Origin of the sequence: Burkholderia sp. IDO3 (genome assembly GCF_003366075.1) — a bacterium.
Classification (GTDB): Bacteria; Pseudomonadota; Gammaproteobacteria; order Burkholderiales; family Burkholderiaceae; genus Burkholderia; species Burkholderia anthina.
In genome coordinates this window covers 1,141,773-1,168,196 of sequence record NZ_CP028963.1, presented here as the reverse complement: position 1 = coordinate 1,168,196, position 26,424 = coordinate 1,141,773, and the positions used below count along the sequence as shown (strand labels likewise).

The following is a 26,424-nucleotide window of genomic DNA, read 5'->3' as shown; positions in this document are numbered from 1 at the left end:
CTTCAGACGCGCTTGAACACCAGCGTGCCGTTGGTACCGCCGAAGCCGAAGTTGTTCTTCACGGCCACGTCGATCTTCATGTCACGCGCGGTGTTCGCGCAGTAATCGAGATCGCACTCGGGGTCCTGGTTGAAGATGTTGATGGTCGGCGGCGACACGTTGTTGTGCAGCGCCAGCACCGTGAACACCGACTCGAGGCCGCCCGCGCCACCCAGCAGGTGACCCGTCATCGACTTCGTCGAGTTCACGACGAGCTTGTACGCGTGCTCGCCGAAGGCCGCCTTCACCGCGTCGGACTCGTTCTTGTCGCCGAGCGGCGTCGACGTGCCGTGCGCGTTCAGGTACTGGACCTCGTCCGCGTTCACGCCGGCGTCGCGCAGCGCCGCAACCATGCAGCGGCGCGGGCCGTCCATGTTCGGCGCGGTCATGTGGTACGCATCGCCCGTCATGCCGAAGCCCGAGACTTCCGCATAGATCTTCGCGCCGCGCGCCTTCGCCGCTTCGTACTCTTCCAGCACCATCACGCCCGAGCCTTCGCCCAGCACGAAGCCATCGCGCTCCTTGTCCCACGGACGCGATGCCGTCGCCGGATCGTCATTGCGGGTCGACAACGCACGCGCTGCCGCGAACCCGCCGATGCCGAGCGGCGACACCGTCGATTCGGCACCGCCCGCGACCATCACGTCGGCGTCGCCGGCCTGAATCAGCCGTGCAGCGAGACCGATGCTGTGCAGGCCGGTCGTGCAGGCTGTTACAGCCCCGAGGTTCGGGCCTTTCAGGCCAAACATGATGCTCAGGTGGCCCGAGATCATATTGATGATCGAGCCTGGCACGAAGAACGGCGAAATCCGACGCGCACCGCGATCGATGTAGGTCTGGTGCGTGTCTTCGATCATCGGCAAGCCGCCGATGCCGGAGCCGACCAGCACACCGATACGTTCCGCATTGGCTTCGGTCACTTCCAGCCCGCTGTCCCGGATTGCCTGGACGCCGGCTGCGATGCCGTAATGGATGAACGTATCCATGTTGCGGGCTTCCTTCGCCGGGATGTACTCCTCGGCGCTGAAACCCTTCACCTCGCCCGCGAAATGCACGGCGAGGTTCGACGGATCGAACTTCGTGACGGTGGCGATGCCGGGCTTGCCGGCGACGAGATTGGCCCAGCCGTCGGCAACATTATTGCCAACAGGCGAAATCAGCCCCAGGCCTGTAACGACAACACGACGGCGGCTCACGGTAACCTCTTTTCCATTGGATGACAAAAACAAAAGCCACAGTGGCCGCAGGAACCAGCCCTGCGAGCCCTGTGGCTGTTAGTCCGTCCGGCGCGGTTGCCGGCAGGATGGCGCGTCAAACGCGAAGATCGCGACGACGTGGCAGACGAGCGCGAAGCGCGCTTACGCCTTGACGTTTGCGCGAGCGTAGTCGATCGCTTGCTGAACCGTCGTGATCTTCTCTGCTTCTTCGTCCGGGATTTCCATGCCGAACTCGTCTTCCAGAGCCATCACCAGTTCAACGGTGTCGAGCGAGTCTGCGCCGAGGTCGTTCACGAACGAAGCTTCGTTCTTGATTTCGGCTTCCGCGACGCCCAGTTGCTCGGCGACGATCTTCTTGACACGTTGTTCGATGTTATCCATTACCCCTCCGAGGGAAAGTTCAGATTTACAAGTGCGCGCATTTTATCAGGTTTGCTGACGCCAAAACGCGCGTTGGCTTGATGGTCGATCAAGCGCCGGTCCGCCTGAAAAACGGGATACGGCGCGGATGGTAAACGAAAACCGTTACGACATGTACATGCCGCCGTTCACGTGCAGCGTCGTGCCGGTGATGTAACCGGCTTGCGGCGATGCGAGGAACGCGACGGCATGGGCGATGTCTTCCGGGCTGCCGAGGCGGCCGAGCGGAATCTGGGTCTTGAGCGCGGCCTGCTGTTCTTCCGGCAGCGTCTTCGTCATGTCGGTGTCGATGAAGCCCGGCGCGACGCAGTTCACCGTGATGCCACGGCTGCCGATTTCGCGCGCGAGCGCGCGGGTCATGCCCGCGACGCCGGCCTTCGCGGCCGCGTAGTTGGCCTGGCCCGGGTTGCCGGCCGAGCCGACCACCGACGTGATGTTGATGATGCGGCCGCCGCGCGCCTTCATCATCGGGCGCAGCACCGCGCGCGACAGGCGGAACACCGACTTCAGGTTGGTGTCGATCACCGCGTCCCAGTCTTCGTCCTTCATCCGCATCGCGAGTTGGTCCTGCGTGATCCCGGCGTTGTTGACGAGTACGTGGAGCGCGCCGAATTCCTTCACGGTCGCGTCGATCAGCGCCTCGGCTGCAGCCGCGTCGTTGACGTTCAGCACCGCGCCGCGGCCCGTCACGCCCGCTTCCGCGAACCCGGCGGTAATCGCGGCAGCGCCCGATTCGCTCGTCGCCGTGCCGATCACCGTCGCGCCCAGGCGCGCCAGTTCGAGCGCGATCGCCCGGCCGATGCCGCGCGATGCGCCGGTCACGATCGCGACCTGTTTATCGAGAGTCTTTTCCATGAATCGAATATCCGTCTCTTGAGGAAAGGCGCCGCGTCAGGCGGTCGCCAGCTTGAGCGCTTCTTCGAGCGACGCCGGATCGAACAGCGATGCGCCGACCAGATTGCCGTCGATGCGCTTGGTCAGGCCTGCCAGCACCTTGCCCGGGCCGCATTCGATCACGTGCGTGACGCCCGTGCCCGCGATGTGCCGCACGCACTCGACCCAGCGCACCGGGCCCGCCGCCTGGCGCACCAGCGCGTCCTTGATCGCGGCCGGATCGCTGACCACCGCGACGTCGATGTTGTTGACGACCGGAATCTGCGGCGCGTTCACGTCGACGTTCGCGAGATAGTCGCGCAGTTGATCCGACGCCGGCTTGAGCAACGACGAATGGAACGGTGCCGAAACCGGCAGCGGCAGCGCGCGCTTCGCGCCCTTCGCCTTCGCGATCTCGCACGCCTTCTCGACGGCCGCCTTCGCACCCGCGATCACGACTTGCGCCGGCGCGTTGAAGTTCACCGCTTCGACGACGCCCGCTTCCGCGGCTTCGGCGCACACCGCGCGCACCGTGTCGTCGTCGAGGCCGAGGATCGCGGCCATGCCGCCCTGGCCAACCGGCACGGCCGTCTGCATCGCCTGCGCACGGAAGCGCACCAGCGGCACCGCGTCCTTGAACGCGATCGCGCCAGCCGTGACAAGCGCCGTGTATTCGCCGAGGCTGTGGCCCGCGACGATCGACGGCGCCGGGCCGCCTGCCTGCTGCCACGCGCGATAGCACGCGTACGCGGCCGTCAGCATCACGGGCTGCGTGTTGGTCGTCAGATTCAGTTCTTCGGCCGGACCTTCGGCGATCAGCTTGCCGAGATCCTGATTGAGTGCATCGGATGCTTCCTGGAGCGTCTCGCGCACGACGGCCAGATCGGCGAATGCGTTGAGCATGCCGACCGACTGCGAGCCCTGCCCCGGAAAAACGAATGCAAATTTCATATCGTCCCCAATTGAATCGATTCGGACGGCGCGCGCGAACGGCGCGCCGGTTCGGGATCCGCGCGCAGCAAACGCGCGCTGCGGATCAGAAGCGGAAGACCGACGCACCCCAGGTGAAGCCGCCGCCGACACCTTCGATCAGCACGTGCTGACCGCGCTGGATGCGGCCGTCGCGCACTGCCGTATCGAGCGCCAGCGGGATCGATGCAGCCGACGTATTGCCGTGCTGATCGACCGTCACGACCATGCGCTCCTGCGGCAGGCCGAGCTTGCGGCAGGTGCTGGTCATGATGCGGATGTTGGCCTGGTGCGGAATCAGCCAGTCGACCTGCTCGGGTGCGAGATTCGCCTTGGCGAGCGCTTCGATCGCGACCTTCTCGAGCACGTTGACCGCGAGCTTGAACACGGCCTGCCCGTCCATGTACAGGAACGCGCTGCCGTCGATCACGCCGCGATTGACGTTGCCCGGCGTGCAGAGGATGTTCGAATAGCTGCCGTCGGCATGCAGCGCGCTGCCGAGCACGCCCGGCTCTTCCGAGGCGGACAGGATCACGGCGCCCGCACCGTCGCCGAACAGCACGCAGGTCGTGCGGTCCTTGAAATCGAGAATGCGCGAGAACGTCTCCGCGCCGACGATGAGCGCCGTGCGGTGCTGACCACTGCGGATGAAGCTGTCGGCCGTCGCCATCGCATAGGCGAAGCCCGAGCACACGGCCTGCACGTCGAACGCCGCGCCGCCGCTCTTGATGCCGAGCTTGTTCTGAAGCAGGCAGGCCGTGCTGGGGAACACGAAATCGGGGGTCGAAGTCGCGACGATGATCAGGTCGATCGACTGCGGATCGATGCCGGCCGCCTCGATCGCCCGACGCGACGCCTCGAGCGCGAGATCGCTCGTCGTGACGTCCGGTGCGGCGAAATGGCGCGCATGGATGCCCGTGCGCGCAACGATCCATTCATCGCTCGTCTCGATGCCTTCCTTCGCAAGACGTTCGGCGAACTGCTGGTTCGTGACGCGGTCGGGCGGCAGGTAGCTGCCCGTGCCGAGCACGCGGGAATAGAGAGTCGATTGGGCCATTTATGCTTTAGAGGATTGCGCAGCGGAAGGTTCGGCGTGATGGCCTGCGGCCGGGCTCGTCTGGCCCGCGCCGCCCGCGTCGTGTTCGCCGTCGCCGAGCGACGCCGAATTATCCGCCATCGCGCGCGTGAGGCGCTCCAGCACGCCGTTTTTGACGGCATCATACCCGCGTTTGATCGCCCACTCAAACGCGTAGGCATCGGCCGAACCGTGGCTTTTGATCACGAGACTCTTCAGCCCCAGGAGCGCCGCGCCGTTGTACTGGCGATGGTCGACGCGCTTCTTGAAACGCATCAGCACCGGCAGCGCGAGCAGCGCCATGAACTTCGACATCAGCGAACGGCCGAACTCCTCGCGGATGATGTCGGACAGCATCTGCGCGAGCCCCTCGGACGTCTTCAGCGCGACGTTGCCGACGAAGCCGTCGCAGACGATCACGTCGACCGTGCCCTTGTAGATGTCGTTGCCTTCGACGTTGCCGCGGAAATTCAGCGTGCTGGCGCGCAGCAGCTCGCCTGCGCGCTTGATCGTCTCGTTGCCCTTGATGACCTCTTCGCCGATGTTCAAGAGGCCGATCGTCGGACGCTCCTTGCCTTCGAGCGCGGCGACGAGCGCATGCCCCATCTCCGCGAACTGCAGCAGATGCTGCGGCTCGCAGTCGACGTTCGCGCCGAGGTCCAGCATCATCGTGTAGCCGGTCGGGTTCGGCAAAGCGAACGCGATCGCGGGCCGCTCGATGCCGGGCAGCGTCTTGAGCACATAGCGGGAAACGGCCATCAGCGCGCCGGTGTTGCCGGCGGAAATACAGGCCTGGGCCGCGCCATCCTTGACGTGGTTGAGCGCGACGCGCATCGAAGAATCTTTCTTCTTGCGCAGCGCCACTTCGACAGGGTCGTCCATCGCCACGACTTCTGTGGCGGGCACGATGGTCAGCGCGGGATCGTCGAGGGCTTTCAGCTTTTTCAGCTGAGCGCGAATCGCGCTTTCGATGCCGACGAGCATCAGGTGCGCATCGGGATGCACGCGGACGAACTTGACTGCCGCGGGAACGGTCACGGACGGGCCGTGGTCGCCTCCCATGCAATCGATTGTGAGCTTTACGGTCATGGAATGCGACGAATTTCAGGCACAAAAAAGCGGCAGTTGAATGCCGCCTTTTTGTTGAGCCAGGAAAGTGTCAAGCGAACCAGTTGTCACGCGAACGGCGAATCGTAGCGCGCAACGCGTGACTTGACGCTTAGTCGTTCTTCGTCTTGACGACTTTCTTGCCGCGATAGTAGCCGTTCGGGCTGACGTGGTGACGCAGATGCACTTCACCCGTGCTCGGCTCGACTGCCAGCGGCGACGCCGTCAGGAAATCGTGCGAACGATGCATGCCGCGCTTCGACGGCGACTTCTTGTTTTGCTGGACTGCCATGACTAACTCCTAAATAATTTTCCGGATTCTAACACAGCCCGATCCGGCGCTTAACTACCCTGGCCCAAAGCCCTACGCCTTCCCGCGCCACAACTGCTTAGTGTTTCTTGCTGCCGTCCCCGTCCTTCTTCAACGCTTCCAGCGCTGCGAACGGATTCGGCCGTTTGCCTTCGTCCCCGGCTTCCCCGGACTCATCGTCCGCATCTTCCAAAGGACCGCTCGCACCCGACACGAGGCTTTCGTGAACTGCCGGGCAAACCTCGTGCTTGGGCACGAGCGGCAACGAAAGCAGCAATTCCTCTTCGATCAAGTCGACGAGATCGAACTGGCGAGAGCCCACGATCACATCGGCTTCATCGTCGTCGAGCGGAAATTCTTCAGCTTCTTCTTCGGTCGCGACGACCCGGTACGTCATGTCGACGTCGAACGTCTGGTCGTACGGAGTCATGCAGCGCTGGCACGTGAGCCATGCATGGCCGTGCACCGCAAGGCGCAGATACGGCTGCTGCCCATCGGCGCCGTCGTCCTGCAGTTCCTTCTGGGTGAACCCCTCGGCCTGCCACGTGAAGACCGTGTCGCGATCTGGCGCGTCCGCCGGCACTTCGTTTAACATGCGCGGCAGTTGCGAAAGACGCACCGCGCCTGCTGCCTGCCGCCCGCTGCGGGCGAATTCGAACAGGTCGACCGCGTGCGGATCAAGCGATGCCGCAGGCTTGCCAGAAGAAGTGTTCATATGCGCTCCTGCCTACAGGCTGACTTGCGGATCCGGCTTGGCACCGCTCGCGTACGCGCTCACCTGGGTGCTCATCTGGGTGATATACCGCCGCGCACGGTTCGTACTTTACTTCCGAAGACCCGGCAGGCGCCACCACAACGAAAGCCTGCCGACGAAAAGCGGGAAAGCATACCTGTTTTACCTTTTGCGGTCAATCACTTAAGCTTGCGTCCGCGCAACGCCGCACCATACCTGACGACTCACCGACCCAACCAACCATGCCGGATACCGTTTGCCACCCGCCGCGGCTGATTCTTGCCTCCAGTTCCCGATATCGCCGCGCGCTCCTCGAGCGCCTCGGCGTGCCGTTCGACGTCGTGTCGCCCGATCTCGACGAAACCCCGCTCGCCGGCGAAACGCCGGCCGCGACCGCGCTGCGCCTCGCCGGAGCGAAGGCGCGCGCCGTCGCCGCGACGATCGACGCGCCGGACGGCGTGCTCGTGATCGGATCGGACCAGGTCGCGACGTTCGACGGACTGCAGATCGGCAAGCCCGGCACGCACGAGCGCGCGCTCGCGCAACTGATGTCGATGCAGGGCCGCGATGTCGAGTTCCACAGCGCGCTCAGCCTGTACGACAGCCGCACCGGCGAGACGCAAACCGAGGACGTCGTCACGCACGTGCGCTTTCGCTCGCTGCCCGAAGCCGAACTCGATGCGTATCTCCACGCGGAAACGCCGTACGACGTCGCCGGCAGCGCAAAATCCGAAGGGCTCGGCATCGCGTTGCTCGACGCGATCGACTCCGACGATCCCACCGCGCTCGTCGGCCTGCCGCTGATCGCGCTCACGCGAATGCTGCGCGCCGCGGGCTATCCGTTGTTCGCCAACCATGGAGACCGCGCATGACCGCCGGCACGCTCTATCTCGTCCCGAACACCCTTGGCGAAGGCGACGAATCGATGCTCGCCGCGGTGCTGCCCGCGGCCGTGCAGGCTCGCGCCGGCACGCTCGGCTATTACATCGGCGAAAACGCGAAAACGACCCGCGCGTTCCTGAAGAAGATCGGCACGACGCGGCCGATCCAGGAAATCGAGATCCGCGAGCTGAACGTCAACACGCCGGGCGGCGAGATCGACCGGCTGCTCGCCCCCGTACTGGCCGGCGCGGACGCGGGGCTCGTGTCCGAGGCCGGCTGCCCTGCCGTGGCCGATCCCGGCGCGCTGCTGGTGCGCCGCGCGCACGAACGCGGCGTGAAGGTCGTGCCGCTCGTCGGGCCGAGTTCGATCCTGCTCGCACTGATGGCATCGGGCCTGAACGGCCAGAGTTTCGCGTTCAACGGCTACCTGCCGGTCGACGCTGCAGCGCGCGCGAAACGCCTGCGCGAGCTGGAACAACTGTCACGCAAGGCTCGCCAGACGCAGATCTTCATCGAGACGCCGTACCGGAACCACGCGATGCTCGACACGCTGGTCGCGACGTGCGCGCCGTCGACGCAGATCTGTGTCGCAGCCGATCTGACCCTCGAAACCGAGACGATCGCCAGCCGTTCGGTGGCGGACTGGAAAAAGGCGCCCGCACCGAATCTGCACAAGCGCCCCGCCATCTTCCTGCTGCTCGCAAACTGAGGCGGAAAGCCGGCGGCGGTACGGGGCATACCGGCCCGTACCGCCACTCAGCGCAGGCTGAACGACGTGCCGCCCGCAGTGAGCGCCTTCATCGCAGCGCCGCCAACCGCCGCGCCAAACTTGCGTGCGACGCGGTTCGTCAGGCTTTCCTTCACCGTGTAGTCGACGAGATCCGGCGCCTTCAGCACGTCGCGCGCGACCGTGTCCGTCGTGCCGTAGCCGTCCGCAAGCCCGAGTTCGACGCTCTTCTCGCCGGTCCAGAACAGCCCCGAGAACATGTCGGGCGTTTCATGCAGCCGCTTGCCGCGGCCATCCTTCACGGCCTTGATGAACTGCGCATGGACCTGGTCGAGCAATTCCTGCGCATGGGTGTCCATCTTCGGCGTCTCGGGCGAGAACGGATCGTAGAAGCCCTTGTTTTCGCCCGACGTATGCAGGCGCCGGTCGACGCCGAGCTTGCCCATCAGGCCCGTGAAGCCGAAACCGTCCATCAGCACGCCGATCGAGCCGACGATGCTCGCCTTGTCGACGAAAATCTTGTCGGCGGCCGACGCAATGTAATAGCCGCCCGATGCGCACATGTCGGTCACGACGACATACAGCGGCTTGCCCGGATACTTCGCGCGCAGCCGCCGGATCTCGTCGTAGACCATGCCGGCCTGCACCGGGCTGCCGCCCGGGCTGTTGATCCGCAGCACGACGCCGGCCGTGCCGTCGTCGTCGAATGCCGCATCGAGCGCGGTATTGATGTCGTCGGCGTTCGCATTGGTGCCGGCCGCGATCTCGCCGTCGATCGTCACGAGCGCCGTGTGCCGCCCGCTCGACGAAAACTTCGAGTCGCTCGAGAAATCGAGCAGCGCAAACGCGAACAGCACGAATACACCGAGGAACGCGAAACGGAAGAAGATCTTCCAGCGCCGCGCCGCGCGCTGTTCCTTCACGGCTGCGAGCGCGATCCGTTCGAGCGCGGCGCGCTCCCAGTTCGGTTCGCGGCTGTCGGGACGGGACGAGGAATCAGGGGAATTCGGTTGATCGGCCATGCAGTGTTGTCGTCAGTCGGTCGTGGCGGGAGGAACCGGCGCGGCGGGATGCAGGTCCGCATCGGGCACCCAGAATACCGCACGCCCGTCGGGCGTGTCGCGCTCGTCGACCTCGACCGGCCGCAGGCGGCCGCCGCGGCACGGGCCGCCGACGCACTTGCCGGTGTCCGGCGCATAGATCGCACCGTGCGTCGCACACATCAGATAAAGGCCGGACGACTCGAAGAACTGCCCTTCCGCCCAGTCGAGCTCCATCGGCACGTGCGCGCAGCGGTTCAGGTAGCCGTACGCACGGCCGTCGTAGCGCACGAAGAATACGACCGCCTGCTCGCCGCGCAGCGTCGCATCGACGCGCACGCCGGCACCGCCGTCGGCCAGCGCGTCGGATGCACACACGCGCACGGCGTCGGGCGCCGCGCTCATGCGTGCTCCCGTAGCCATGCCGTCAGCGCAACGACGTCCGGCGCGACGAAACGCGGCGTCAGCGCAGCCAGCGCGTCGGCCGTGTGCGCGCCGTACGAAACGCCGATGCCCGCTGCCCCCGCGCTCGCGGCCATCTGCAGATCGTGCGTCGTGTCGCCGATCATCACCGTGCGCGCCAGATCCTGCCCCAGTTCGCGCGACAACTCGTGCAGCATCGCCGGATGCGGCTTCGAGAACGTCTCGTCCGCGCAGCGCGTCGCATCGAACAGGCTCGTGAGCTTCGACTGGTCGAGCACGCGGTTCAGCCCGACCCGGCCCTTGCCGGTCGCGACCGCGAGCAGGTAGCCCGTGTCGCGCAACTCGGCGAGCAGTTCGCGCACGCCGGCGAACAGCTCGATGCGCTGGTCGTCCAGCAGATAGTGATAGCGATAGCGCTCGGCCAGCCGCGGATAGTCGGACGGATCGAGGGTCGGAGCGGTAATCTGCAGCGCATCACGCAGGCCGAGACCGATCACGTAACGGGACGCCTCATCGGACGGCGTGGGCAAACCGAGATCGCGGCAGGCCGCCTGGATGCTGTGCGCGATGTGCGCAGTCGAATCCATCAGCGTGCCGTCCCAGTCGAAGACGATCAGATCAAATTGCTGTCGGGACATGCGATTCAGGCGGTATCGCGCAGAGCGCTGAGTTGATCGAGGAAGCGCCGGCATTCGTCCGGCAGCGGCGCGTCGAACTGCAGCGCCTCGCCGGTCAGCGGATGGGCCAGCCGCAGCCGATGCGCATGCAGGAACATCCGTTTCAGCGACGGCTGCGCATTCGCGCGCGCCAGCGCCTTGTTCAGTGCGAAATCGCCATACTTGGCGTCGCCGGCGATCGGCAGGCCGAGATGCGCGAGGTGCACACGAATCTGATGGGTCCGACCCGTTTTGAGTTCCGCCTCGACCAGCACGTAATCCAGCCAGCGATCGAGCAGATTGAATACGGTGTGCGACGGCAGACCGTCGTCCTGCACGCGCACGCGCCGCTCTCCTTCCGGGGTCGAATACTTGAACAGCGGCACCTTCACCGCGCGGCGGCGGCCCCAATCGGGCTGCCATTCGCCGTGCCCGCACGCGAAGTAGCGCTTGTCCATCCGGTTTTCGCGGATCTGTTCATGCAGGGCGACGAGCGCGGTGCGCTTCTTCGCGAGCATCAGAACCCCGGACGTCTCGCGGTCGAGCCGGTGCACGAGTTCGAGGAATTTCGCGCGCGGGCGCGCCTGGCGCATCTGCTCGATCACGCCGAACGCGACGCCGCTGCCGCCATGCACCGCGACACCGGCCGGCTTGTTGATGACGAGCATCGCGTCGTCCTCGTACAGCACGTCGAACTGCGCGGGCGGCACGATCGGCGTGTCGGCGCGCGCGAGGTCGGCTGCCGCCACCCGCACCGGGGGCACGCGGACGATGTCGCCGAACGCGAGACGATACTGCGCATCGACCCGACCCTTGTTTACCCGAACTTCCCCGCTGCGCAGGATTCGGTAAATATGGCTTTTGGGCACGCCTTTACAGACGCGCAACAGGAAGTTATCGATCCGCTGACCGGCCGAGTTTTCGTCGATCTGGATCATCGATACCTGGCCGCTTGCGACTGAATTCTGGGATATTTTGCCTAACTCATTCATACTGAATATAATTTTGCCCAGCCGGACGTTGAGGGTGGCCTGACAGGCCGGCCCCGACCGAGTCGGGCAAGGCGCAAGCGGAAACCGTTATTTTACTTGCGCCGGGGGTCTGCTGCTCACCCCTAATCAAAGAGATGCAGCAAGTTGCACGCACGGCGCAGCCCGTCGGCAAGGATCGCGCCCACAGGCGGATTCGGTCGGCACCGCGCCGCGGTAACGGAAAGTTGGTTGAAAAGAATTTGATCGGTAGCCCGACGGCGCGAAGTGCGTCCGCAGGCTGCCGGTTGCGAAAATTACGGCGTTGCGCCCGATTTGGCCCCGCGAAGCGTGCGGGGCTTGGCGACGTCAAACCAGGGAAGTACACCCCAGGCGGGAAAGTCGGGCTGGATTCGATACTCCCCGCTGCGGCCCAAGCCGCAGCATCTGCCGCCCGTCGGCGCGCGCGACGCATTGCGCGCGCCCCGTGGCAATGCCGGTATCAGGCTTAGCGCGCTTTTGCAGCGTGCGGTGTGTGGACGCCGTGCTTTGAAGCCGTGTTCGCAGGTGCCCTATGGCCGCCGGCCCCGTCTTTCGGGCCCAAGCGCCTCTTCAGGCAATTCTCCCCGCCATCCTTCCCGCTCCAGCGTGCTTGTGACAACACAACAAGGTGCGGCCTGCCGCCGTTTCCGCCCTCGCGGCTGACAACCGCGAGGCGCCGGCAGCAGAGTCGCCTGGAGTCGTTCATGAAACGCATGCTGTTCAATGCGACGCAGCAGGAGGAGCTGCGCGTCGCCATCGTCGATGGGCAAAAGCTCATCGACATCGACATCGAGACCGCCGGGCGCGAACAGCGCAAAGGCAATATCTACAAAGGTGTCATCACCCGTATCGAGCCGTCGCTCGAAGCGTGCTTCGTCAACTACGGCGAAGACCGCCACGGCTTCCTGCCGTTCAAGGAAGTCGCCCGCCAGTACTTCAAGGAAGGCATCGACATGCGCTCCGCGCGCATTCAGGATGCCCTGCGCGAAGGCCAGGAGCTGATCGTCCAGGTCGAGAAGGAAGAACGCGGCAACAAGGGCGCCGCCCTGACGACGTTCATCTCGCTCGCCGGCCGTTATCTGGTGCTGATGCCGAACAACCCGCGCGGCGGCGGCGTGTCGCGCCGGATCGAAGGCGACGAACGCCAGGAACTGCGCGAAACCATGGCGCAGCTGCAGATTCCCGACGGCATGAGCATGATCGCCCGTACCGCGGGCATCGGCCGCAGCGCCGAGGAACTGCAGTGGGACCTGAACTACCTGCTGCAACTGTGGCGCGCGATCGAAGCGGCGTCGCAAAGCGGCAATTCCGGCCAGCCGATGCTGATCTATCTGGAATCGAGCCTCGTGATCCGCGCGATCCGGGACTATTTCCAGCCCGATATCGGCGAAATCCTGATCGACACGACTGAGATCCACGATCAGGCCCGTGCGTTCATGGACATCGTGATGCCGGACAACGTGTCGAAGGTGAAGCGCTACCACGACGACGTGCCGCTCTTCTCGCGCTTCCAGATCGAGCACCAGATCGAAACCGCGTACTCGCGCACGGTACCGCTGCCGTCGGGCGGCGCGATCGTGATCGACCACACCGAAGCGCTCGTCGCGATCGACGTGAACTCGGCGCGCGCCACCAAGGGCGCCGACATCGAGGAAACGGCAACCCGCACGAACCTCGAAGCGGCGGACGAAGTGGCCCGCCAGCTGCGCCTGCGCGACCTCGGCGGCCTGATCGTGATCGACTTCATCGACATGGAGTCGGCCAAGAGCCAGCGCGAAGTCGAGCAACGCCTGAAGGACGCGCTCAAGCATGACCGCGCCCGCGTGCAGATGGGCAAGATCTCGCGCTTCGGCCTGATGGAACTGTCGCGCCAGCGTCTGCGCCCGGCCCTGTCGGAAGGCAGCCACGTGACGTGCCCGCGCTGTAACGGCACCGGCCACATCCGCGACACTGAATCGTCCGCGCTGCAGGTCCTGCGGATCATTCAGGAAGAAGCGATGAAGGAAAACACCGCGGCGATCCACTGCCAGGTGCCGGTCGAGGTGACCGCCTTCCTGCTCAACGAAAAACGTCAGGAAATCAACAAGATCGAGTCGCGCTTCAAGGTCGGCATCGTGCTGATCCCGAACAAGCACCTCGATACGCCGCACTACAAGCTCGAGCGCCTGCGCCATGACGATGCACGCCTCGACGATCCGCGCGCGTCCTGGAAGATGGCCGAGGAAGCCGCCCGCGAGCTGGAGTCGGAAACCGGCTACAGCAAGCGCACAGCCGACGTGAAGCCGAAGCAGGAAGCGGCGGTCAAGGGCATCACGCCCGAGCGTCCGGCGCCGAGCCCGGCACCCCAGCGCCCGGCCGAGCCGGTTGCGGCACCGGCACCGGTCGCCGTGGCAAGCGGCGGCTTCATCGGCTGGCTGAAGGGTTTGTTCGGCATGTCGCCGGCTCCGGCACCCGCGCCGGTTGCACCGGCACCGGTGAAGGAACAGGCTGCCCGCCCGGCCCGCGAGCGGACCGAGAAGTCGGACCAGCGCGGCGGCGATCGCAATCGCAACCGTCGCGGCGGCGCCCAGCAGGCTCAGGGTGGTCGCGACCAGGCTGCGGCAGGCCGCGGCCAGCCGCAACGCCAGGAACGCGAAGGCAAGGAAGTCCGCGAGCCGCGTGAACCGCGCGAAGGCCGTGAACCGCGTGAAAACCGCGAAGCTCGCGAGGGCCGTGGCCCGCGTGAAGGCCGCGAACCGCGCGAGCCGCGTGAAAACCGCGAACCGCGTGAACCGCGCGAGAACCGTGAGCCGCGCGAACGCGCCGAGCAGCCGGAAGCCGCCGACGCAGCCGGCCGTGGCGAGCGTCGCGAACGCGGCGAACGCCGCAAGCCGACGCAGCATGCGGCCACGCTCGAAACCGTCACCCGTGGCGAGAACCACCCGGAGTCGGAAGCCGACGAAGCAGCCGCAACCGCCCTGCCGGGCGCCGATGTGGCTGCCGATGCGGAAGCCGGCGCACGTGACGGCGAGGAACGTCGCCGCCGCCGCCGCGGCCGCCGTGGCGGTCGCCGCGAGCGCGAGGACGAAGGCGCAGTCGTCGACCAGGGCATGCACGGTGAAACCGCCGAGCAAGCCGTGACGACGGAAGCGTCGCCCTCGATCGAGCCGGCCCATACGGCCGCACCGGTCGCCGTGGCCGCCGTTGCCGCGGCAGGCGCCGTCGTTGCCGAAGCAGCAGTCGAGCAGCATGCCGAACCGGCAGCACCGGCCGCGGTCGAGCCGCAACCGGCACCGATTCGCGTCGAGGCGACGCCGGTCGCTCCGGTCGAGCCCGCCGTGGTCGCCCAGGCCGCCGAACCGGCACCGGTCGCGCCGGCCGCCGCTGAGGAAGCCGGCCCGGCTCCGGTCGCGGTTTCGCCGACCGACGCGTTCGAAGTGCCGGCCGCACCGGCTGCCGTCGAAGCGCCGCAGTCCGCGCCCGTCGAGCAGCCCGCACCGGCACCGGTCGTTGCAGCCGAAGTCGCCCCGGCAGCTGTCGAACCGGTAACTGTCGCTCCGGCAGTTGTCGAGCCGGCGCATGTCGAACCGGTTCATGTCGAAGCCGCACCGGTCGAAGCGGTTCCCGCACCGGAACCGGCTCCGACCCCCGCGCAAGCCGCCGCAGCGCCCGCTTCGGCGAGCCTCGATGTCGTGCTGGAACAGGCCGGCCTCGTGTGGGTGAACACGGACGCCGACAAGTTCCGCGCTGCGCAGGAAGCCGCCTCGCATCTGCCGCGTGCCGCCCGCGTGCCGCGCGAACGCAAGACGCTGCCGCCGGCCGACTCGACCCCGATGCAGCAGGTTGAAACGTCGCACCGCTAAGCGGCGCAGCGCCCGACCAGAAAAAGCCCGCCTCCGAGCCCGCCTCCGGCGGGCTTTTTCATTTCCGCGCTGCGGGTTTCCGCCCACCGGCCCGGCCAGCCGCTTGCGGCTAAAATAGAGGTCTGGCTCGCACTTCTTTCAACATGTCCCGACGCATCATTCCTCTCGCCGACGTCAGCGGGATGCCGGATATCTCCGGCGTCCCGCACACCCCTGACGGCGCCCTGGCCGACACGTTCGCCAGGCCGTTGCGCGATCTGCGCATTTCGGTGACGGATCGCTGCAACTTCCGCTGCGTGTACTGCATGCCGCGCGACGTGTTCGACAAGGACTACCCGTTCCTGCCGCACAGCGCGCTGCTCACGCACGAAGAGATCGAGCGCGTGGCGCGGCTCTTCGTCGCACACGGCGTCGAAAAAATCCGCATCACGGGCGGCGAGCCGCTGCTGCGCAAGAACCTCGAATTCCTGATCGAGCGCCTCGCGCGCCTGACGACCCACGACGGTCGCCCGCTCGACCTGACGCTGACGACCAACGGCTCGCTGCTCGCCCGCAAGGCGCGCGCGCTGAAGGACGCCGGGCTCACGCGCGTGACGGTCAGCCTCGACGCGCTCGACGACACGCTGTTCAAACGCATGAACGACGCCGACTTCGCGAGCGCCGACGTCCTCGACGGCATCTTCGCCGCGCAGGCCGCGGGCCTCGCGCCGGTAAAGGTCAACATGGTCGTGAAGCGCGGCACCAACGACGGCGAGATCCTGCCGATGGCCGAGCGCTTCCGCGGCACGGGCGTGATCCTGCGCTTCATCGAATACATGGATGTCGGCACATCGAACGGCTGGAACATGACCGAAGTGCTGCCGTCCGCGGACGTCATCGCGCGGATCGCCGAACGGTTCCCGCTGGTGCCGCTCGAGCCGCACACGGCGGCCGAAACCGCACAGCGCTGGGGCTATGCGGACGGCGGCGGCGAAATCGGCGTGATCTCGAGCGTCACGCAGGCATTCTGCGGCGACTGCACGCGCGCGCGGCTGTCGACCGAAGGCAAGCTGTACCTGTGCCTGTTCGCGTCGGGAGGCCACGATCTGCGCGCGCTGGTGCGCGGCGGCGCCAGCGACGCCGAGATCGCGACCGCGATTGCCCGGATCTGGCAGGCCCGCACCGACCGCTATTCGCAGTTGCGCGGCAGCGCGGCCGGCGACGTCGCCCCCTACGGCGACGGCAAGCGTGTCGAAATGTCCTACATCGGCGGCTGACCGCGCCGCCCGTCCCCGATTTTCCCGACGATGCCCGCTTCCGACTCGCCCGCCATCACCGGCCTGCTGCTCGCAGGCGGGCGCGCGACGCGCATGGGCGGCGCCGACAAGGGCCTGCAGTTGCTCGACGGTACGCCGCTCGCGCTGCACGTGCTGCGCCGGCTGTCGCCGCAGGTCGACGAGACGCTGATCAGCGCCAATCGCAATGCCGATCGCTACGCCGAGCTCGGCGCACCGTTCGACGCGCGCATCGTGCCGGACGCAACACCCGATTTCCCCGGCCCGCTCGCGGGCCTGCTTGCCGGCATGCGGGCGGCACGCACGCCGCTCGTCGCGTGCTCGCCCTGCGACACGCCGTATTTGCCGACCGACCTCGTCGCGCAATTGCGTGCGGCGCTCGACGCGCAACGCGCCGACATCGCGATGGCGGTAACCGTCGACGCGCAGCAAACGCGCTCGCCGCAACCGACCTTCGCGCTGCTGCGCACGTCGCTCGCCGACGATCTCGCTGCCGGGCTCGCCGCCGGCGAGCGCAAGGTGCGTGCGTGGTACGCACGCCACAAGACGGTCGAAGTCGAGTTTCGCGACGAGCGTGCGTTTTACAATGCCAACTCCTGGCAGGAACTCGCCGCGCTCGCCCGCCGCTGACGGCGCCGGCATCGTTCCCGCCCGCCGCATGCGCCTGCGCGCTCAGGCGCCCTCTTCGCGCCACCGGCCACGAACCCGATACGCCTTGCGGCGCAGTCCGACTGATGATCAAGCAACCCCCGCCCGTTTCCCGAACCGCACCCGATTCCGATGCCCCGCTGTCGCTCGCCGACGCGCAGGCGCTCGCGTGCCGTTTCGCGGTGCCGGTCGATGCTTGCGACACGGTATCGCTGCACGATGCGCTCGACCGCGTGCTCGCGGCCGACGTGAATGCGCCGTTCGACATTCCCGCATACGACAACTCGGCGATGGACGGCTATGCGTTCGCCGGCAGCGCAAGCGCGTCCGCGTCGCCCGGCGACGTCACGCTGACGATCGCCGGCACCGCGTTCGCCGGCCATCCGTTCGACGGCGCCGTGGCGGCCGGGGCGTGCATCCGCATCATGACCGGCGCGCCGATGCCGGCCGGATGCGACACGGTCATTCCGCAGGAACGCGTTCGGGTCGACGGTGACGTCGTCCGCTTCGCCGCGCACGACGCCGCGCGCGGCGCAAACTGCCGCAAGGCCGGTGAGGACCTCGCGCGCGGCGCGTGCGCGCTCGCCGCCGGCCGCATCCTGCGTCCGTCCGATCTCGGCCTGCTGGCATCGTTCGGTCTGACCGAAGTCACGGTGCGCCGCCGCGTGCGCGTCGCCGTGTTCTCGACCGGCGACGAACTGCGCGAACCCGGCGAGCCGCTCGGCCGCGGCACGCTGTACGACAGCAATCGCGGGATGCTGGTCGCGATGCTCGAACGGCTGCACATCGATGCCGTCGATCTCGGGATCGTCCGCGACGATCCAGCCGCGCTCGAACGCGCGTTAAGCGACGCGGTCGCCGCACAGGCCGACGCGGTAATCACGTCGGGCGGCATGTCGGTCGGCGAAGCCGACTTCACGCGCGACGTGATGGCGCGCCTCGGCGACGTCACGTTCGCGAGCCTCGCACTGCGGCCCGGCCGGCCGCTCGCGTGCGGCACGCTCTCGCGCGCGGCCGACGGCGCCGGCCACGTGCTGTTCTTCGGGCTGCCCGGCAATCCGGTCGCATCCGCCGTGACGTTCTACGCCATCGTGCGCCCCGCGCTGCTGACGCTGGCCGGTGCGCACGCGGCGGCACCGGCGATGTACACGGCACTCAGCACGCAGGCACTGAAAAAGCGCCCTGGCCGCACCGAGTACCTGCGGGCCATCGCGACGCGCAGCGCCAACGGCCAGTGGCACGTCGCGCCGGCCGGTTCGCAGAGCTCCGCGTCGCTGAGCGGCCTCGCGGCCGCCAACTGTTTCATCGTCCTGGGCCACGATACCGCGGCAGTCGACGCGGGCGCCCCGGTCGACATCCTGCCGCTCGACGGCCTGATCTGAATTCCAATCGGTATATCTCTACGGGGGCAATCCGCACATGAAAAAACAAATCTCGTCGATCGCCGCGGGGCAGACCGCAAAGGCGCTGATCCTCGTCTATCTGACGTTCAGCGTGCCGATCGTGCTGCTGGGCATTCTGGTCGCGTACATCCGCTACGGGATGGTCGAGCTGAGCACGATCCTGAGCGCACTGCTGCTGAACGCGATCCTCGGCTTCGTGCTGCTGTGGATCGCATGCCACGCGTACAACTGGGTCGCATCGCGCTTCGGCGGCATCGAGATCGTGCTGTCCGATCCGCCGGAGGAAGCATGAGCGGCGCGCCGCTGATCCGGGCGGCCGACGCCCGTGACGTTGGCGCGATCCTCGCGCTGATGCGCGAGCTGGCCGACTTCGAGAAACTCGCGCACCTGTTCGTCGCGACCGACGCCGATCTCGCCGACGCGCTGTTCGGCGAACGGCCCGCTGCCGAAGCGCTGGTGGCGGAGCGCGACGGCGCGATCGTCGCGTATGCGCTGTTCTTCCACAACTATTCGACGTTCCTCGGCCGTCGCGGCCTCTATCTCGAGGATCTGTACGTGCAGCCGTCGCAGCGCGGCACGGGTCTCGGCACCGCGATGCTGCGGCACCTCGCGGCGCTGGCCGTCGAGCGTCGCTGCGGTCGCTTCGAGTGGTCGGTGCTCGACTGGAACCAGCCGGCGATCGACTTCTACGAGAAAATGGGCGCGACCGTGCTGCCGGAATGGCGCATCGTGCGCGTGACGGGCGACGCGCTGGACACGCTCGCCGGTAGCTGAGCGCGGCCCGGCCATGCCGGGCGCCGCTGCAAAAAGAAACGGGCGCCTCAGCGCCCGTTTTCGTTCCAGCCGGCTGCGGCCAGACACGTCATGCATCGTCCGCATCGGCGCCGTCCGCGCCTTCCGCCCCGAGCAGCCCGGCCGCCGTGTCGCCCGGCAACGCCTCGACCTGCTTCAGCTTGCGGTTCATCACGCGGGTACGCTGCTCGGCCGCCTCGATCGAGCGCGTGACCGTTTCGAGCTGCGCCTTCGTGCGCGCGAGCACGTCGCCGAACTTGCCGAACTCGGTCTTCACCGCGCCGAGCACCTGCCACACTTCGCTCGAGCGCTGCTCGATCGCGAGCGTGCGGAACCCCATCTGCAGGCTGTTCAGCAGCGCGGTCAGCGTCGTCGGCCCGGCCACCGTCACGCGATAGTCGCGCTGCAGCAGGTCCGTCAGCCCCGGGCGACGCAGGATCTCCGCATAGAGCCCCTCGGTCGGCAGGAACAGCAACGCGAAATCGGTCGTATGCGGCGGCGCGACGTACTTTTCGGCGATCGTGCGCGCCTCCATCCGCACGCGCGCTTCGAGCGCGCGGGCCGCTTCCTCGACCGCCGCCGAATCGGCACGCTCCTGCGCATCGATCAGCCGCTCGTAATCCTCACGCGGGAATTTCGCATCGATCGGCAGCCACACCGGCGGCGCGTCGCGCGTGCCGCCCTCGCGCCCCGGCAGCCGGATCGCGAACTCGACGCGCTCGCTGCTCTTGGGCACCGTCGCGACGTTCTTCGCGTACTGATCCGGCGTGAGCATCTGTTCGAGCAGCGCCTCGAGCTGCACCTCGCCCCACGTGCCGCGCGTCTTCACGTTGGTCAGCACTTTCTTCAGGTCGCCGACACCGGCCGCCAGCGTCTGCATCTCGCCGAGCCCGCGGTGCACCTGCTCGAGCCGGTCCGACACGAGCTTGAACGATTCGCCGAGCCGCTGTTCGAGCGTCGCATGCAGCTTCTCGTCGACGGTGCGGCGCATCTCCTCGAGCTTCGCCGCGTTGTTCGTCTCGATTTCCTTCAGCCGCTGTTCGAGCGTCGCGCGCACTTCGCCGATCCGGCGGTCGTTTGCTTCGGTCAGCTGCGTGAGCTGCCGGTTCAGCGTGTCGCCGAACAGCCGCAGCGCGACCGTCTGCTCTTCGCGCGCCTGCTGCGCCTGGCGCTGCACGCTTTCACGCATCGCGTCGAACTGCTGCGCGTTGCCGGCGACGAGCTTGCCGAGCTGCTGCGCGAACCCCTCGATCTGGTTGTTCTGCACGGTCGCGATGCTCGTCAGCTGCGTCGCGAGCGTCTGCTGAAGCTGCGAAAAATTGCCAGCCAGCTCGGTACGCGAGCCGCGCGCGCTCTCGACGATCTCGCCGCGCAACTCGCGTTCGAGCCGCTCGACCGCGCGCGCCTGCGCGTGCGCGGCGTCCTCGATCTGGTCGCCGAGCACGGCTGCATCGTCGTGACTTCCACCGCCGCGCACGATCACGACGACCGCCACCGTCAGCGCGACGGCCAGCACGACGACCGCCGCCAGCAACAACGTCGTCGTCATGCGCGCGGCTTCCCCATCACATCCGGGTTGATCGGATTCGGCGGCTGACCCGCTCGCGGCCCTTCGCCCAGTGCGGCAATCAGGTTGTCGGCGGCGAGGTTCGCCATCGCGCGGCGCGTTTTTTCCGTCGCGCTCGCGATGTGCGGCGTCAGCACGACGTTCGGCACCTCGAGCAGCGCCGGATGCACGCTCGGCTCGCCTTCATACACGTCCAGGCCTGCTGCGGCGATCGTCCCGTTGCGCAGCGCAACGGCCAGCGCCGCGTCGTCGACGATGCCGCCGCGCGCGATGTTGGTCAGCGTCGCGGTGGGCTTCATCTTCGCGAGTTCGGCCGCGCCGATCGTGTGATGGTTCTCCTTCGTATACGGCAGCACCAGCACGACGTGATCGGCACGCGACAGCAACGCATCCTTCGACACGTATTCGGCATTCAGTTCGGTCTCGATTTCGGGCGCGACCCGCGAGCGGTTGTGATAGATCACCTGCATCCCGAAACCGCGCGCACGGCGCGCGAGCGCCTGGCCGATACGCCCCATCCCGATGACACCCAGCGTCGACCCGTAAATGTCGCTGCCGAGGAAGCCGTCGTACGCCCACTTCTGCCAGTGCCCGGCCCGCAGCCAGTGCTCGGATTCGGCGATTCGCCGTGCAGCGGCCATCATCAGCGCCCAGCCGAAATCCGCGGTCGACTCGTTCAGCACGTCGGGCGTGTTGGTGCCGAGCACATTCGCCGCGTTGAACGCGGCCATGTCGAAGTTGTTGTAGCCGACTGCCATGTTCGACACGACGCGCAAGCGCGGCGCCGCCGCGAGCACGGCCGCGCCGACCGGGTCGCCGGCCGTCAGCGCGCCGTCCTTGTCGGCAAGACGCGCGGCGAGCGCATCGGGGGCGAGCGCGTCGCCGTTGTTCCAGTCGACTTCGAAATACTGCTTGAGCCGCTCGATCACGTCCGGAAAAATCGGACGTGCGACCAGGATCTTCTGCATCGTCATCTCCACATGCCGCAGCCGGAACGCGGCACGCCGTGTGCCGCCGGGACCGCCCGCGCTTGGTTGAAAATCGTCAGCCTACGCCGTGAAAAAGATCCACGACGTCAGCAGGAACACCGGCACCAGGACGACCAGCGACCAGCCGAGATACGCAAAGAAGCTCGGCATCTTCACGCCGCGCGATTCCGCGATCGCCTTCACCATGAAGTTCGGCGCATTGCCGATGTAGCTGTTCGCGCCCATGAATACGGCCCCCGCGGAAATCGCGGCGAGCGTCGTCGCGCCGGTCGTCATCAGCGACTGCGCGTCGCCGCCCGCGAGGTTGAAGAACACGAGGTAGGTCGGTGCGTTGTCGAGGAACGACGACAGCAGGCCGGTCGCCCAGAAGTACATCGCGTCGATCGGCTTGCCGTCGGGGCCCGTGACGAGATGGACGATCTGCGCGAACGCGCCGTCCGCACCCGCGCGCAGGATCACGATCACGGGCGCGATCGTCACGAAGATCCCCGCGAACAGCTTCGCGACCTCTTCGATCGGCGCCCAGTTGAACGCGTTGCCCTCGCGCGCCGAACGCGGCGTCAGCGCGAGCGACGCGAGCGCCACGACGACGAGCGCGACGTCGCGCACGAGATTCTGCAGCGCGACGTGCGTGCCCCACACGTCGAACGTGACGCCCGGCTTCCAGATACCGCTCATCAGCACGAGGCCGATCACGGCCGCGAGCAGCGCGAAGTTGATCTTGCCGTCGATCGACAGCGCGGCGCCGTCGGGCGTCGGATCGAGCGCGGCCGGCCGCTCCTCGCCGCCCTTGCGGTAGAAATACGTGTCGAGCACGAAGAACAGCGTCAGCAGCACCGCACAGATGAACAGCATCGGCAGCGCAAGATGCGTGGTCGTCCAGAAGAAGCTCACGCCGTTCAGGAAACCGAGGAACAGCGGCGGATCACCGAGCGGCGACAGCGAGCCGCCCGCGTTCGCGACGAGGAAGATGAAGAAGATCACGACATGCACGACGTGCTTGCGGTTGTCGTTCGCGCGCAGCAGCGGCCGGATCAGCAGCATGGCGGCGCCCGTCGTGCCCATCACGCTCGCGAGCAGCGTGCCGAGCGCGAGGATCGCCGTGTTCAGCTTCGGCGTGCCGTGCAGGTTGCCGTTCACGCAGATGCCGCCGGCCACCGTGTAAAGCGCGGTCAGCAGCACGATGAACGGGATGTACTCCTCGAGCAGCGCATGCACCAACGTACCGAACGCGGTGCCCGCGCCGAACGCGAACGCAAACGGCGCCAGGAACGCGACGGCCCACGCGGCGGCGATCTTGCCGAAGTGGTGATGCCAGAACACCGGAGCGACGAGCGGGAACACCGCGATGGACAGCAGGATCCCGGCGAACGGGATGCCCCAGAGCGCGGACAGCGCGGCACCGTCGAGCGTGGCGGCCGATGCGAGCGCGGGAACGGCGCCAAGCGCGGCTCCCGACGCCATGCCCGCCCAGGCGGCATGTCGTTTCATGCAGAACTTCCTTGTATGAATGGCAGTGGATGCAGCGGACGCGTCATGCGCCCCGCACGACGATCGCGTGAACGCGGTACGGGCCGTGTGCGCCCAGCACGATGGTCTGCTCGATGTCGCCGGTGCGCGACGGGCCCGATACGAAATTGACCGCGCGCGGCAATTCGCCCCGCTCCGCGCGAATCAGCGCGAATGCGTCTTCATGACCGGCGACGATCCGCGACGCCGGCACGATCGCGATGTGCGTTTCCGGCAGGAGACCGGCCGATGCGTAGGTGTCGGGGCCGGAAAGCAGCACCAGCGACCCCGTTTCGGCGGTCGCGCAGAAGCAGCCCGTCAGGCCGACGAGATCGCCGTCGCGCGGCTTGCGGCACTCGACCGACAGGCCGGCGCCGGCCCAGTCGAGATCGGACAGCGTGCGCCATGCGACGGCCTGCATCGGCAGGCCGTGAGCGGAAAGATAGCGGGCGGCGGCGGCGGGCGCGTCGGCGAGCGTCGCGACTTCGTCGACTGTCGTCGACAAACGCGCCGCTTCGTCGACGAACGCGGCAACGAGGTCGGCCGGCATCGGCGGACGCGGCCCCTCGGGATGACGGGCGAGATAGTCGGCGACGCCTTCGCGCTCCGTTGCATCGGGTTCGCCCGTGCGTCCCTGCGCCGCGCGAATGCGCGCGAGGATCTGGCGACGGGCAGCGGAAGTGTCCATGAACGGTCCTCGTGACGTTGGCGTGCGATACCGTCGGATTATACCGGCGGCCCTCGCCGCGACGCACCTGCCCGTTCGGCCGACGCCTACTTCGACGCGTCGTCGTCGGCCGGTTGCGCGATACCGAACACCTGGCGCAGGTAGGCGAGATACGCCTTGTCGTCGCACATGCTCTTGCCCGGCGAATCCGACAGCTTGGCGACCGGCTGCCCGTTGCAGCGAACCATCTTGATCACGATCTGCAGCGGCACGTAGCCGAGATCGTTCGTGAGGTTGGTGCCGACGCCGAACGCGAGCTTGCAGCGGCTGCGGAACCGTTCGTACAGCTGCATGACCTTCGGGATGTCGAGCGCGTCCGAGAACACGAGCACCTTGGTGCGCGGGTCGCAGCGGTTCGCTTCGTAGTGACGCAGCATGCGCTCGCCCCAGTCGAACGGATCGCCCGAATCGTGACGCGCGCCGTCGAACAGCTTGCAGAAGTACATGTCGAAGTCGTTCAGGAACGCGTCCATCCCGTAGACGTCCGACAGGGCGATCCCGAGGTCGCCGCGATATTCCTTCGCCCACATCTCGAAACCGTAGGTCTGCGAATCGCGCAGCCGCGGGCCGAGCGCCTGGCATGCCTGCAGGTATTCGTGCGCCATCGTGCCGAGCGGCGTCAGGTCGTGCTTCATCGCGTAGAACACGTTGCTCGTGCCCGCGAATTGCGGCCCGAGCCCGTCGCGCAGCGTCAGCGCGACCTCCTCGTGCCACACCTTCGAGAAGCGCCGGCGCGTGCCGTAGTCGGCGATCTTGCAGTCGGCGAACTCCGGCTTCGCGCCGAGCAGCTTGACCTTCTCGCGCAGCCGCTCGCGGCCTTCGCGATAGTCGGGCTCGCGCTGCGTGTTGCGGAAATAGACTTCGTTGACGATCGCCAGCACCGGGATCTCGAACAGGATCGTGTGCAGCCACGGCCCCACGATCTCGATGTCGATCTCGCCGTTGCCCTTCGGCGAAGGCGTGATCGAGATGTACTTCTCGTTCAGGTGGAACAGCGCCAGGAAGTCGACGAAGTCGCTCTTGATGAAGCGCATGCGCCGCAGGTAGTCGAGCTCGTCGTCGGTGAAGCGCAGCGAACAGAGGCCGCGCACCTCGTCGCGGATCTCGTCGATATACGGCACGAGATCGACGCCGGGCGTGCGGCACCGAAACCGGTATTCGACGTTTGCGGCAGGAAAGTGATGCAGGACGACCTGCATCATCGTGAACTTGTAGAGATCCGTGTCGAGCAGCGAAGTGATGATCATGATTGCGGTACCGCCGATATCGTGACCGGGCCCCGGCGCACCGCGCGCCGCCCGGTCTGTCGGCCATGTTACCCGAATGCGTGCCGGACCATCGTGAAACCCCTCCCCGCCCGCCGCCGTCGGTCGGGCGCCTTCTGCCGCCGCCCGACGCCATAAACTAATCACGAAACGATATAAGCCGGAAAGCCGACCACGTCATGCGGGTTTTGCGCTTCAGTTACAATGCCGCTTTTGGCGCAAACGCCACCCCATATATACCGCCAAGCAGGAGCGTTTTAATGACTCACGTTGTGACCGAAGGCTGCATCAAGTGCAAATACACGGATTGCGTGGATGTGTGCCCGGTGGATTGCTTCCGTGAAGGTCCCAACTTTCTCGCCATCGATCCGGACGAGTGCATCGACTGCGCCGTGTGCGTCGCCGAGTGCCCGACCAATGCGATCTATGCCGAAGAAGACGTTCCGGGCGACCAGCAGCAGTTCACCGAGCTGAACGCCGAGCTGGCGAAGGGCTGGCCGTCGATCACGAAGACCAAGCCGGCGCCGGCCGACGCGGACGAGTGGAAGGACGTGCAAGAGAAGCTGCACCTGCTCGAGCGCTGATCGCGCAGCGGCGTCGAATTTTTTTGTGCGCCGCGGCCCAAAAGTATTGACAGGTTAGCGAACACTCCATACAATCTCGTTTCTCTGCTGTTGTTGTTTGTTCCCCGATAGCTCAGTCGGTAGAGCGCCGGACTGTTAATCCGTAGGTCCCTGGTTCGAGCCCAGGTCGGGGAGCCAAAAACACAAAGCCCGTTGAAAGTGGACGGGTTTTTTGTTGGAAACCCTTTGTTGGGAACCCAACACGCAGATATACCGATTTATTCCCCGATAGCTCAGTCGGTAGAGCGCCGGACTGTTAATCCGTAGGTCCCTGGTTCGAGCCCAGGTCGGGGAGCCAGACAAT

The 26,424-nt window shown here is 66.7% G+C and carries 26 protein-coding genes and 2 tRNA genes; 11 read left to right on the top strand and 17 right to left on the bottom strand.

What is annotated here, in order from left to right; genetic code table 11:
* Nucleotides 1-2 precede the first annotated feature (2 nt).
* The 8 genes from fabF to DCN14_RS19970 all read right to left on the bottom strand — a co-directional run bounded on the left by fabF (nucleotide 3) and on the right by DCN14_RS19970 (nucleotide 6,725).
* On the bottom strand, nucleotides 3-1,235 hold the full coding sequence (fabF, locus tag DCN14_RS20005; RefSeq protein WP_096507530.1) for a beta-ketoacyl-ACP synthase II: 1,233 nt from the start codon (nucleotides 1,233-1,235) through the stop codon (nucleotides 3-5).
* 162 nt (nucleotides 1,236-1,397) lie between these two features.
* On the bottom strand, nucleotides 1,398-1,637 hold the full coding sequence (acpP, locus tag DCN14_RS20000) for an acyl carrier protein (RefSeq protein ID WP_004197638.1): 240 nt from the start codon (nucleotides 1,635-1,637) through the stop codon (nucleotides 1,398-1,400).
* Between the two features lie 144 nt (nucleotides 1,638-1,781).
* A complete protein-coding gene (gene fabG / locus DCN14_RS19995) occupies nucleotides 1,782-2,531 on the bottom strand; it encodes a 3-oxoacyl-ACP reductase FabG (protein WP_006752487.1) in 750 nt (249 codons plus the stop codon).
* Between the two features lie 36 nt (nucleotides 2,532-2,567).
* Nucleotides 2,568-3,500 (bottom strand): ACP S-malonyltransferase, encoded by a 933-nt coding sequence (fabD, locus tag DCN14_RS19990; protein ID WP_096507531.1) that lies wholly within the window; start codon nucleotides 3,498-3,500, stop codon nucleotides 2,568-2,570.
* Nucleotides 3,501-3,585: 85 nt separating this feature from the next.
* Nucleotides 3,586-4,575: a beta-ketoacyl-ACP synthase III gene (locus DCN14_RS19985; RefSeq protein ID WP_096507532.1), complete on the bottom strand. Its 990-nt coding sequence runs from the start codon at nucleotides 4,573-4,575 to the stop codon at nucleotides 3,586-3,588.
* Complete coding sequence (gene plsX / locus DCN14_RS19980) at nucleotides 4,576-5,682, bottom strand: phosphate acyltransferase PlsX (protein WP_096507533.1); 1,107 nt, start codon at nucleotides 5,680-5,682, stop codon at nucleotides 4,576-4,578.
* 130 nt (nucleotides 5,683-5,812) lie between these two features.
* Nucleotides 5,813-5,992, bottom strand: coding sequence for a 50S ribosomal protein L32 (gene rpmF, locus DCN14_RS19975; protein WP_047900174.1), 180 nt, complete (start codon nucleotides 5,990-5,992; stop codon nucleotides 5,813-5,815).
* A gap of 97 nt (nucleotides 5,993-6,089) precedes the next feature.
* Nucleotides 6,090-6,725: a DUF177 domain-containing protein gene (locus DCN14_RS19970; protein WP_096507534.1), complete on the bottom strand. Its 636-nt coding sequence runs from the start codon at nucleotides 6,723-6,725 to the stop codon at nucleotides 6,090-6,092.
* 260 nt (nucleotides 6,726-6,985) lie between these two features.
* Here DCN14_RS19970 and DCN14_RS19965 point away from each other — a divergent pair, with 260 nt between their 5' ends.
* Both DCN14_RS19965 and DCN14_RS19960 read left to right on the top strand, forming a co-directional pair.
* Complete coding sequence (locus tag DCN14_RS19965) at nucleotides 6,986-7,615, top strand: Maf-like protein (protein ID WP_096507535.1); 630 nt, start codon at nucleotides 6,986-6,988, stop codon at nucleotides 7,613-7,615.
* Nucleotides 7,612-8,334, top strand: a complete 723-nt coding sequence (locus DCN14_RS19960) for an SAM-dependent methyltransferase (RefSeq protein WP_096507536.1) — start codon at nucleotides 7,612-7,614, stop codon at nucleotides 8,332-8,334. The genes DCN14_RS19965 and DCN14_RS19960 overlap by 4 nt, the downstream gene beginning before the upstream one ends.
* Before the next feature lie 47 nt (nucleotides 8,335-8,381).
* Here the strand turns inward: DCN14_RS19960 and DCN14_RS19955 are convergent, their stop codons facing one another.
* The 4 genes from DCN14_RS19955 to DCN14_RS19940 are packed head-to-tail and all read right to left on the bottom strand — an operon-like array spanning nucleotide 8,382 to nucleotide 11,463.
* A complete protein-coding gene (locus DCN14_RS19955; RefSeq protein ID WP_096507537.1) occupies nucleotides 8,382-9,374 on the bottom strand; it encodes a S49 family peptidase in 993 nt (330 codons plus the stop codon).
* 12 nt (nucleotides 9,375-9,386) lie between these two features.
* Entirely contained in the window at nucleotides 9,387-9,797 is a 411-nt protein-coding gene (locus DCN14_RS19950) for a Rieske 2Fe-2S domain-containing protein (RefSeq protein ID WP_096507538.1), read from the bottom strand.
* Complete coding sequence (locus DCN14_RS19945) at nucleotides 9,794-10,453, bottom strand: HAD-IA family hydrolase (protein WP_096507539.1); 660 nt, start codon at nucleotides 10,451-10,453, stop codon at nucleotides 9,794-9,796. The genes DCN14_RS19950 and DCN14_RS19945 overlap by 4 nt, the downstream gene beginning before the upstream one ends.
* A gap of 5 nt (nucleotides 10,454-10,458) precedes the next feature.
* On the bottom strand, nucleotides 10,459-11,463 hold the full coding sequence (locus DCN14_RS19940) for an RluA family pseudouridine synthase (RefSeq protein WP_096507540.1): 1,005 nt from the start codon (nucleotides 11,461-11,463) through the stop codon (nucleotides 10,459-10,461).
* A 722-nt stretch (nucleotides 11,464-12,185) separates the two neighbouring features.
* On the opposite strand from DCN14_RS19940, the gene DCN14_RS19930 reads away from it, so the two are divergent.
* From DCN14_RS19930 to DCN14_RS19905, 6 genes are all read left to right on the top strand, one after another.
* On the top strand, nucleotides 12,186-15,323 hold the full coding sequence (locus DCN14_RS19930) for an Rne/Rng family ribonuclease (protein ID WP_096507541.1): 3,138 nt from the start codon (nucleotides 12,186-12,188) through the stop codon (nucleotides 15,321-15,323).
* A gap of 143 nt (nucleotides 15,324-15,466) precedes the next feature.
* Nucleotides 15,467-16,579 carry a GTP 3',8-cyclase MoaA gene (gene moaA, locus DCN14_RS19925; protein ID WP_096507542.1) on the top strand — a complete coding sequence of 371 codons (1,113 nt, stop codon included), beginning with the start codon at nucleotides 15,467-15,469 and terminating at the stop codon, nucleotides 16,577-16,579.
* Nucleotides 16,580-16,609: 30 nt separating this feature from the next.
* Nucleotides 16,610-17,227, top strand: a complete 618-nt coding sequence (gene mobA, locus DCN14_RS19920; RefSeq protein WP_096507543.1) for a molybdenum cofactor guanylyltransferase MobA — start codon at nucleotides 16,610-16,612, stop codon at nucleotides 17,225-17,227.
* Between the two features lie 104 nt (nucleotides 17,228-17,331).
* Nucleotides 17,332-18,627 (top strand): gephyrin-like molybdotransferase Glp, encoded by a 1,296-nt coding sequence (gene glp, locus DCN14_RS19915; protein WP_096507544.1) that lies wholly within the window; start codon nucleotides 17,332-17,334, stop codon nucleotides 18,625-18,627.
* A 37-nt stretch (nucleotides 18,628-18,664) separates the two neighbouring features.
* Nucleotides 18,665-18,940 (top strand): hypothetical protein, encoded by a 276-nt coding sequence (locus DCN14_RS19910; RefSeq protein WP_006476519.1) that lies wholly within the window; start codon nucleotides 18,665-18,667, stop codon nucleotides 18,938-18,940.
* Entirely contained in the window at nucleotides 18,937-19,422 is a 486-nt protein-coding gene (locus tag DCN14_RS19905) for a GNAT family N-acetyltransferase (protein WP_096507545.1), read from the top strand. The genes DCN14_RS19910 and DCN14_RS19905 overlap by 4 nt, the downstream gene beginning before the upstream one ends.
* An 88-nt stretch (nucleotides 19,423-19,510) precedes the next feature.
* On the opposite strand, the gene rmuC is transcribed toward DCN14_RS19905, so the two are convergent.
* The 5 genes from rmuC to pncB form a co-directional block, all read right to left on the bottom strand.
* On the bottom strand, nucleotides 19,511-20,989 hold the full coding sequence (rmuC, locus tag DCN14_RS19900) for a DNA recombination protein RmuC (RefSeq protein ID WP_096507546.1): 1,479 nt from the start codon (nucleotides 20,987-20,989) through the stop codon (nucleotides 19,511-19,513).
* Nucleotides 20,986-21,975 carry a D-glycerate dehydrogenase gene (locus DCN14_RS19895; protein WP_096507589.1) on the bottom strand — a complete coding sequence of 330 codons (990 nt, stop codon included), beginning with the start codon at nucleotides 21,973-21,975 and terminating at the stop codon, nucleotides 20,986-20,988. The genes rmuC and DCN14_RS19895 overlap by 4 nt, the downstream gene beginning before the upstream one ends.
* 81 nt (nucleotides 21,976-22,056) lie before the next feature.
* Entirely contained in the window at nucleotides 22,057-23,487 is a 1,431-nt protein-coding gene (locus tag DCN14_RS19890) for a sodium:proton antiporter (RefSeq protein ID WP_096507547.1), read from the bottom strand.
* Nucleotides 23,488-23,530: 43 nt separating this feature from the next.
* Nucleotides 23,531-24,193, bottom strand: a complete 663-nt coding sequence (locus DCN14_RS19885) for a lactate utilization protein C (RefSeq protein ID WP_096507548.1) — start codon at nucleotides 24,191-24,193, stop codon at nucleotides 23,531-23,533.
* Nucleotides 24,194-24,279: 86 nt separating this feature from the next.
* Nucleotides 24,280-25,479 carry a nicotinate phosphoribosyltransferase gene (gene pncB, locus DCN14_RS19880; RefSeq protein ID WP_096507549.1) on the bottom strand — a complete coding sequence of 400 codons (1,200 nt, stop codon included), beginning with the start codon at nucleotides 25,477-25,479 and terminating at the stop codon, nucleotides 24,280-24,282.
* Nucleotides 25,480-25,757: 278 nt separating this feature from the next.
* On the opposite strand from pncB, the gene fdxA reads away from it, so the two are divergent.
* The 3 genes from fdxA to DCN14_RS19860 all read left to right on the top strand — a co-directional run bounded on the left by fdxA (nucleotide 25,758) and on the right by DCN14_RS19860 (nucleotide 26,418).
* Nucleotides 25,758-26,081, top strand: a complete 324-nt coding sequence (gene fdxA / locus DCN14_RS19870; RefSeq protein ID WP_059235411.1) for a ferredoxin FdxA — start codon at nucleotides 25,758-25,760, stop codon at nucleotides 26,079-26,081.
* A gap of 101 nt (nucleotides 26,082-26,182) precedes the next feature.
* Nucleotides 26,183-26,258: transfer RNA gene (locus DCN14_RS19865), tRNA-Asn, on the top strand.
* A gap of 84 nt (nucleotides 26,259-26,342) precedes the next feature.
* Nucleotides 26,343-26,418, top strand: a tRNA-Asn gene (locus DCN14_RS19860).
* Nucleotides 26,419-26,424 lie beyond the last annotated feature (6 nt).

Coding starts and splice junctions, on each gene's coding strand:
- fdxA (WP_059235411.1), top strand. CDS start 25,758: ATGACTCACGTTGTGACCGAAGGCTGCATCAAGTGCAAATACACGGAT.
- DCN14_RS19960 (WP_096507536.1), top strand. CDS start 7,612: ATGACCGCCGGCACGCTCTATCTCGTCCCGAACACCCTTGGCGAAGGC.
- plsX (WP_096507533.1), bottom strand. CDS start 5,682: ATGACCGTAAAGCTCACAATCGATTGCATGGGAGGCGACCACGGCCCG.
- DCN14_RS19970 (WP_096507534.1), bottom strand. CDS start 6,725: ATGAACACTTCTTCTGGCAAGCCTGCGGCATCGCTTGATCCGCACGCG.
- glp (WP_096507544.1), top strand. CDS start 17,332: ATGATCAAGCAACCCCCGCCCGTTTCCCGAACCGCACCCGATTCCGAT.
- mobA (WP_096507543.1), top strand. CDS start 16,610: ATGCCCGCTTCCGACTCGCCCGCCATCACCGGCCTGCTGCTCGCAGGC.
- DCN14_RS19885 (WP_096507548.1), bottom strand. CDS start 24,193: ATGGACACTTCCGCTGCCCGTCGCCAGATCCTCGCGCGCATTCGCGCG.
- DCN14_RS19930 (WP_096507541.1), top strand. CDS start 12,186: ATGAAACGCATGCTGTTCAATGCGACGCAGCAGGAGGAGCTGCGCGTC.
- pncB (WP_096507549.1), bottom strand. CDS start 25,479: ATGATCATCACTTCGCTGCTCGACACGGATCTCTACAAGTTCACGATG.
- DCN14_RS19910 (WP_006476519.1), top strand. CDS start 18,665: ATGAAAAAACAAATCTCGTCGATCGCCGCGGGGCAGACCGCAAAGGCG.
- DCN14_RS19945 (WP_096507539.1), bottom strand. CDS start 10,453: ATGTCCCGACAGCAATTTGATCTGATCGTCTTCGACTGGGACGGCACG.
- DCN14_RS19895 (WP_096507589.1), bottom strand. CDS start 21,975: ATGCAGAAGATCCTGGTCGCACGTCCGATTTTTCCGGACGTGATCGAG.
- moaA (WP_096507542.1), top strand. CDS start 15,467: ATGTCCCGACGCATCATTCCTCTCGCCGACGTCAGCGGGATGCCGGAT.
- DCN14_RS19985 (WP_096507532.1), bottom strand. CDS start 4,575: ATGGCCCAATCGACTCTCTATTCCCGCGTGCTCGGCACGGGCAGCTAC.
- acpP (WP_004197638.1), bottom strand. CDS start 1,637: ATGGATAACATCGAACAACGTGTCAAGAAGATCGTCGCCGAGCAACTG.
- DCN14_RS19890 (WP_096507547.1), bottom strand. CDS start 23,487: ATGAAACGACATGCCGCCTGGGCGGGCATGGCGTCGGGAGCCGCGCTT.
- DCN14_RS19950 (WP_096507538.1), bottom strand. CDS start 9,797: ATGAGCGCGGCGCCCGACGCCGTGCGCGTGTGTGCATCCGACGCGCTG.
- rmuC (WP_096507546.1), bottom strand. CDS start 20,989: ATGACGACGACGTTGTTGCTGGCGGCGGTCGTCGTGCTGGCCGTCGCG.
- DCN14_RS19940 (WP_096507540.1), bottom strand. CDS start 11,463: ATGAATGAGTTAGGCAAAATATCCCAGAATTCAGTCGCAAGCGGCCAG.
- DCN14_RS19965 (WP_096507535.1), top strand. CDS start 6,986: ATGCCGGATACCGTTTGCCACCCGCCGCGGCTGATTCTTGCCTCCAGT.
- rpmF (WP_047900174.1), bottom strand. CDS start 5,992: ATGGCAGTCCAGCAAAACAAGAAGTCGCCGTCGAAGCGCGGCATGCAT.
- DCN14_RS19905 (WP_096507545.1), top strand. CDS start 18,937: ATGAGCGGCGCGCCGCTGATCCGGGCGGCCGACGCCCGTGACGTTGGC.
- DCN14_RS19955 (WP_096507537.1), bottom strand. CDS start 9,374: ATGGCCGATCAACCGAATTCCCCTGATTCCTCGTCCCGTCCCGACAGC.
- fabD (WP_096507531.1), bottom strand. CDS start 3,500: ATGAAATTTGCATTCGTTTTTCCGGGGCAGGGCTCGCAGTCGGTCGGC.
- fabG (WP_006752487.1), bottom strand. CDS start 2,531: ATGGAAAAGACTCTCGATAAACAGGTCGCGATCGTGACCGGCGCATCG.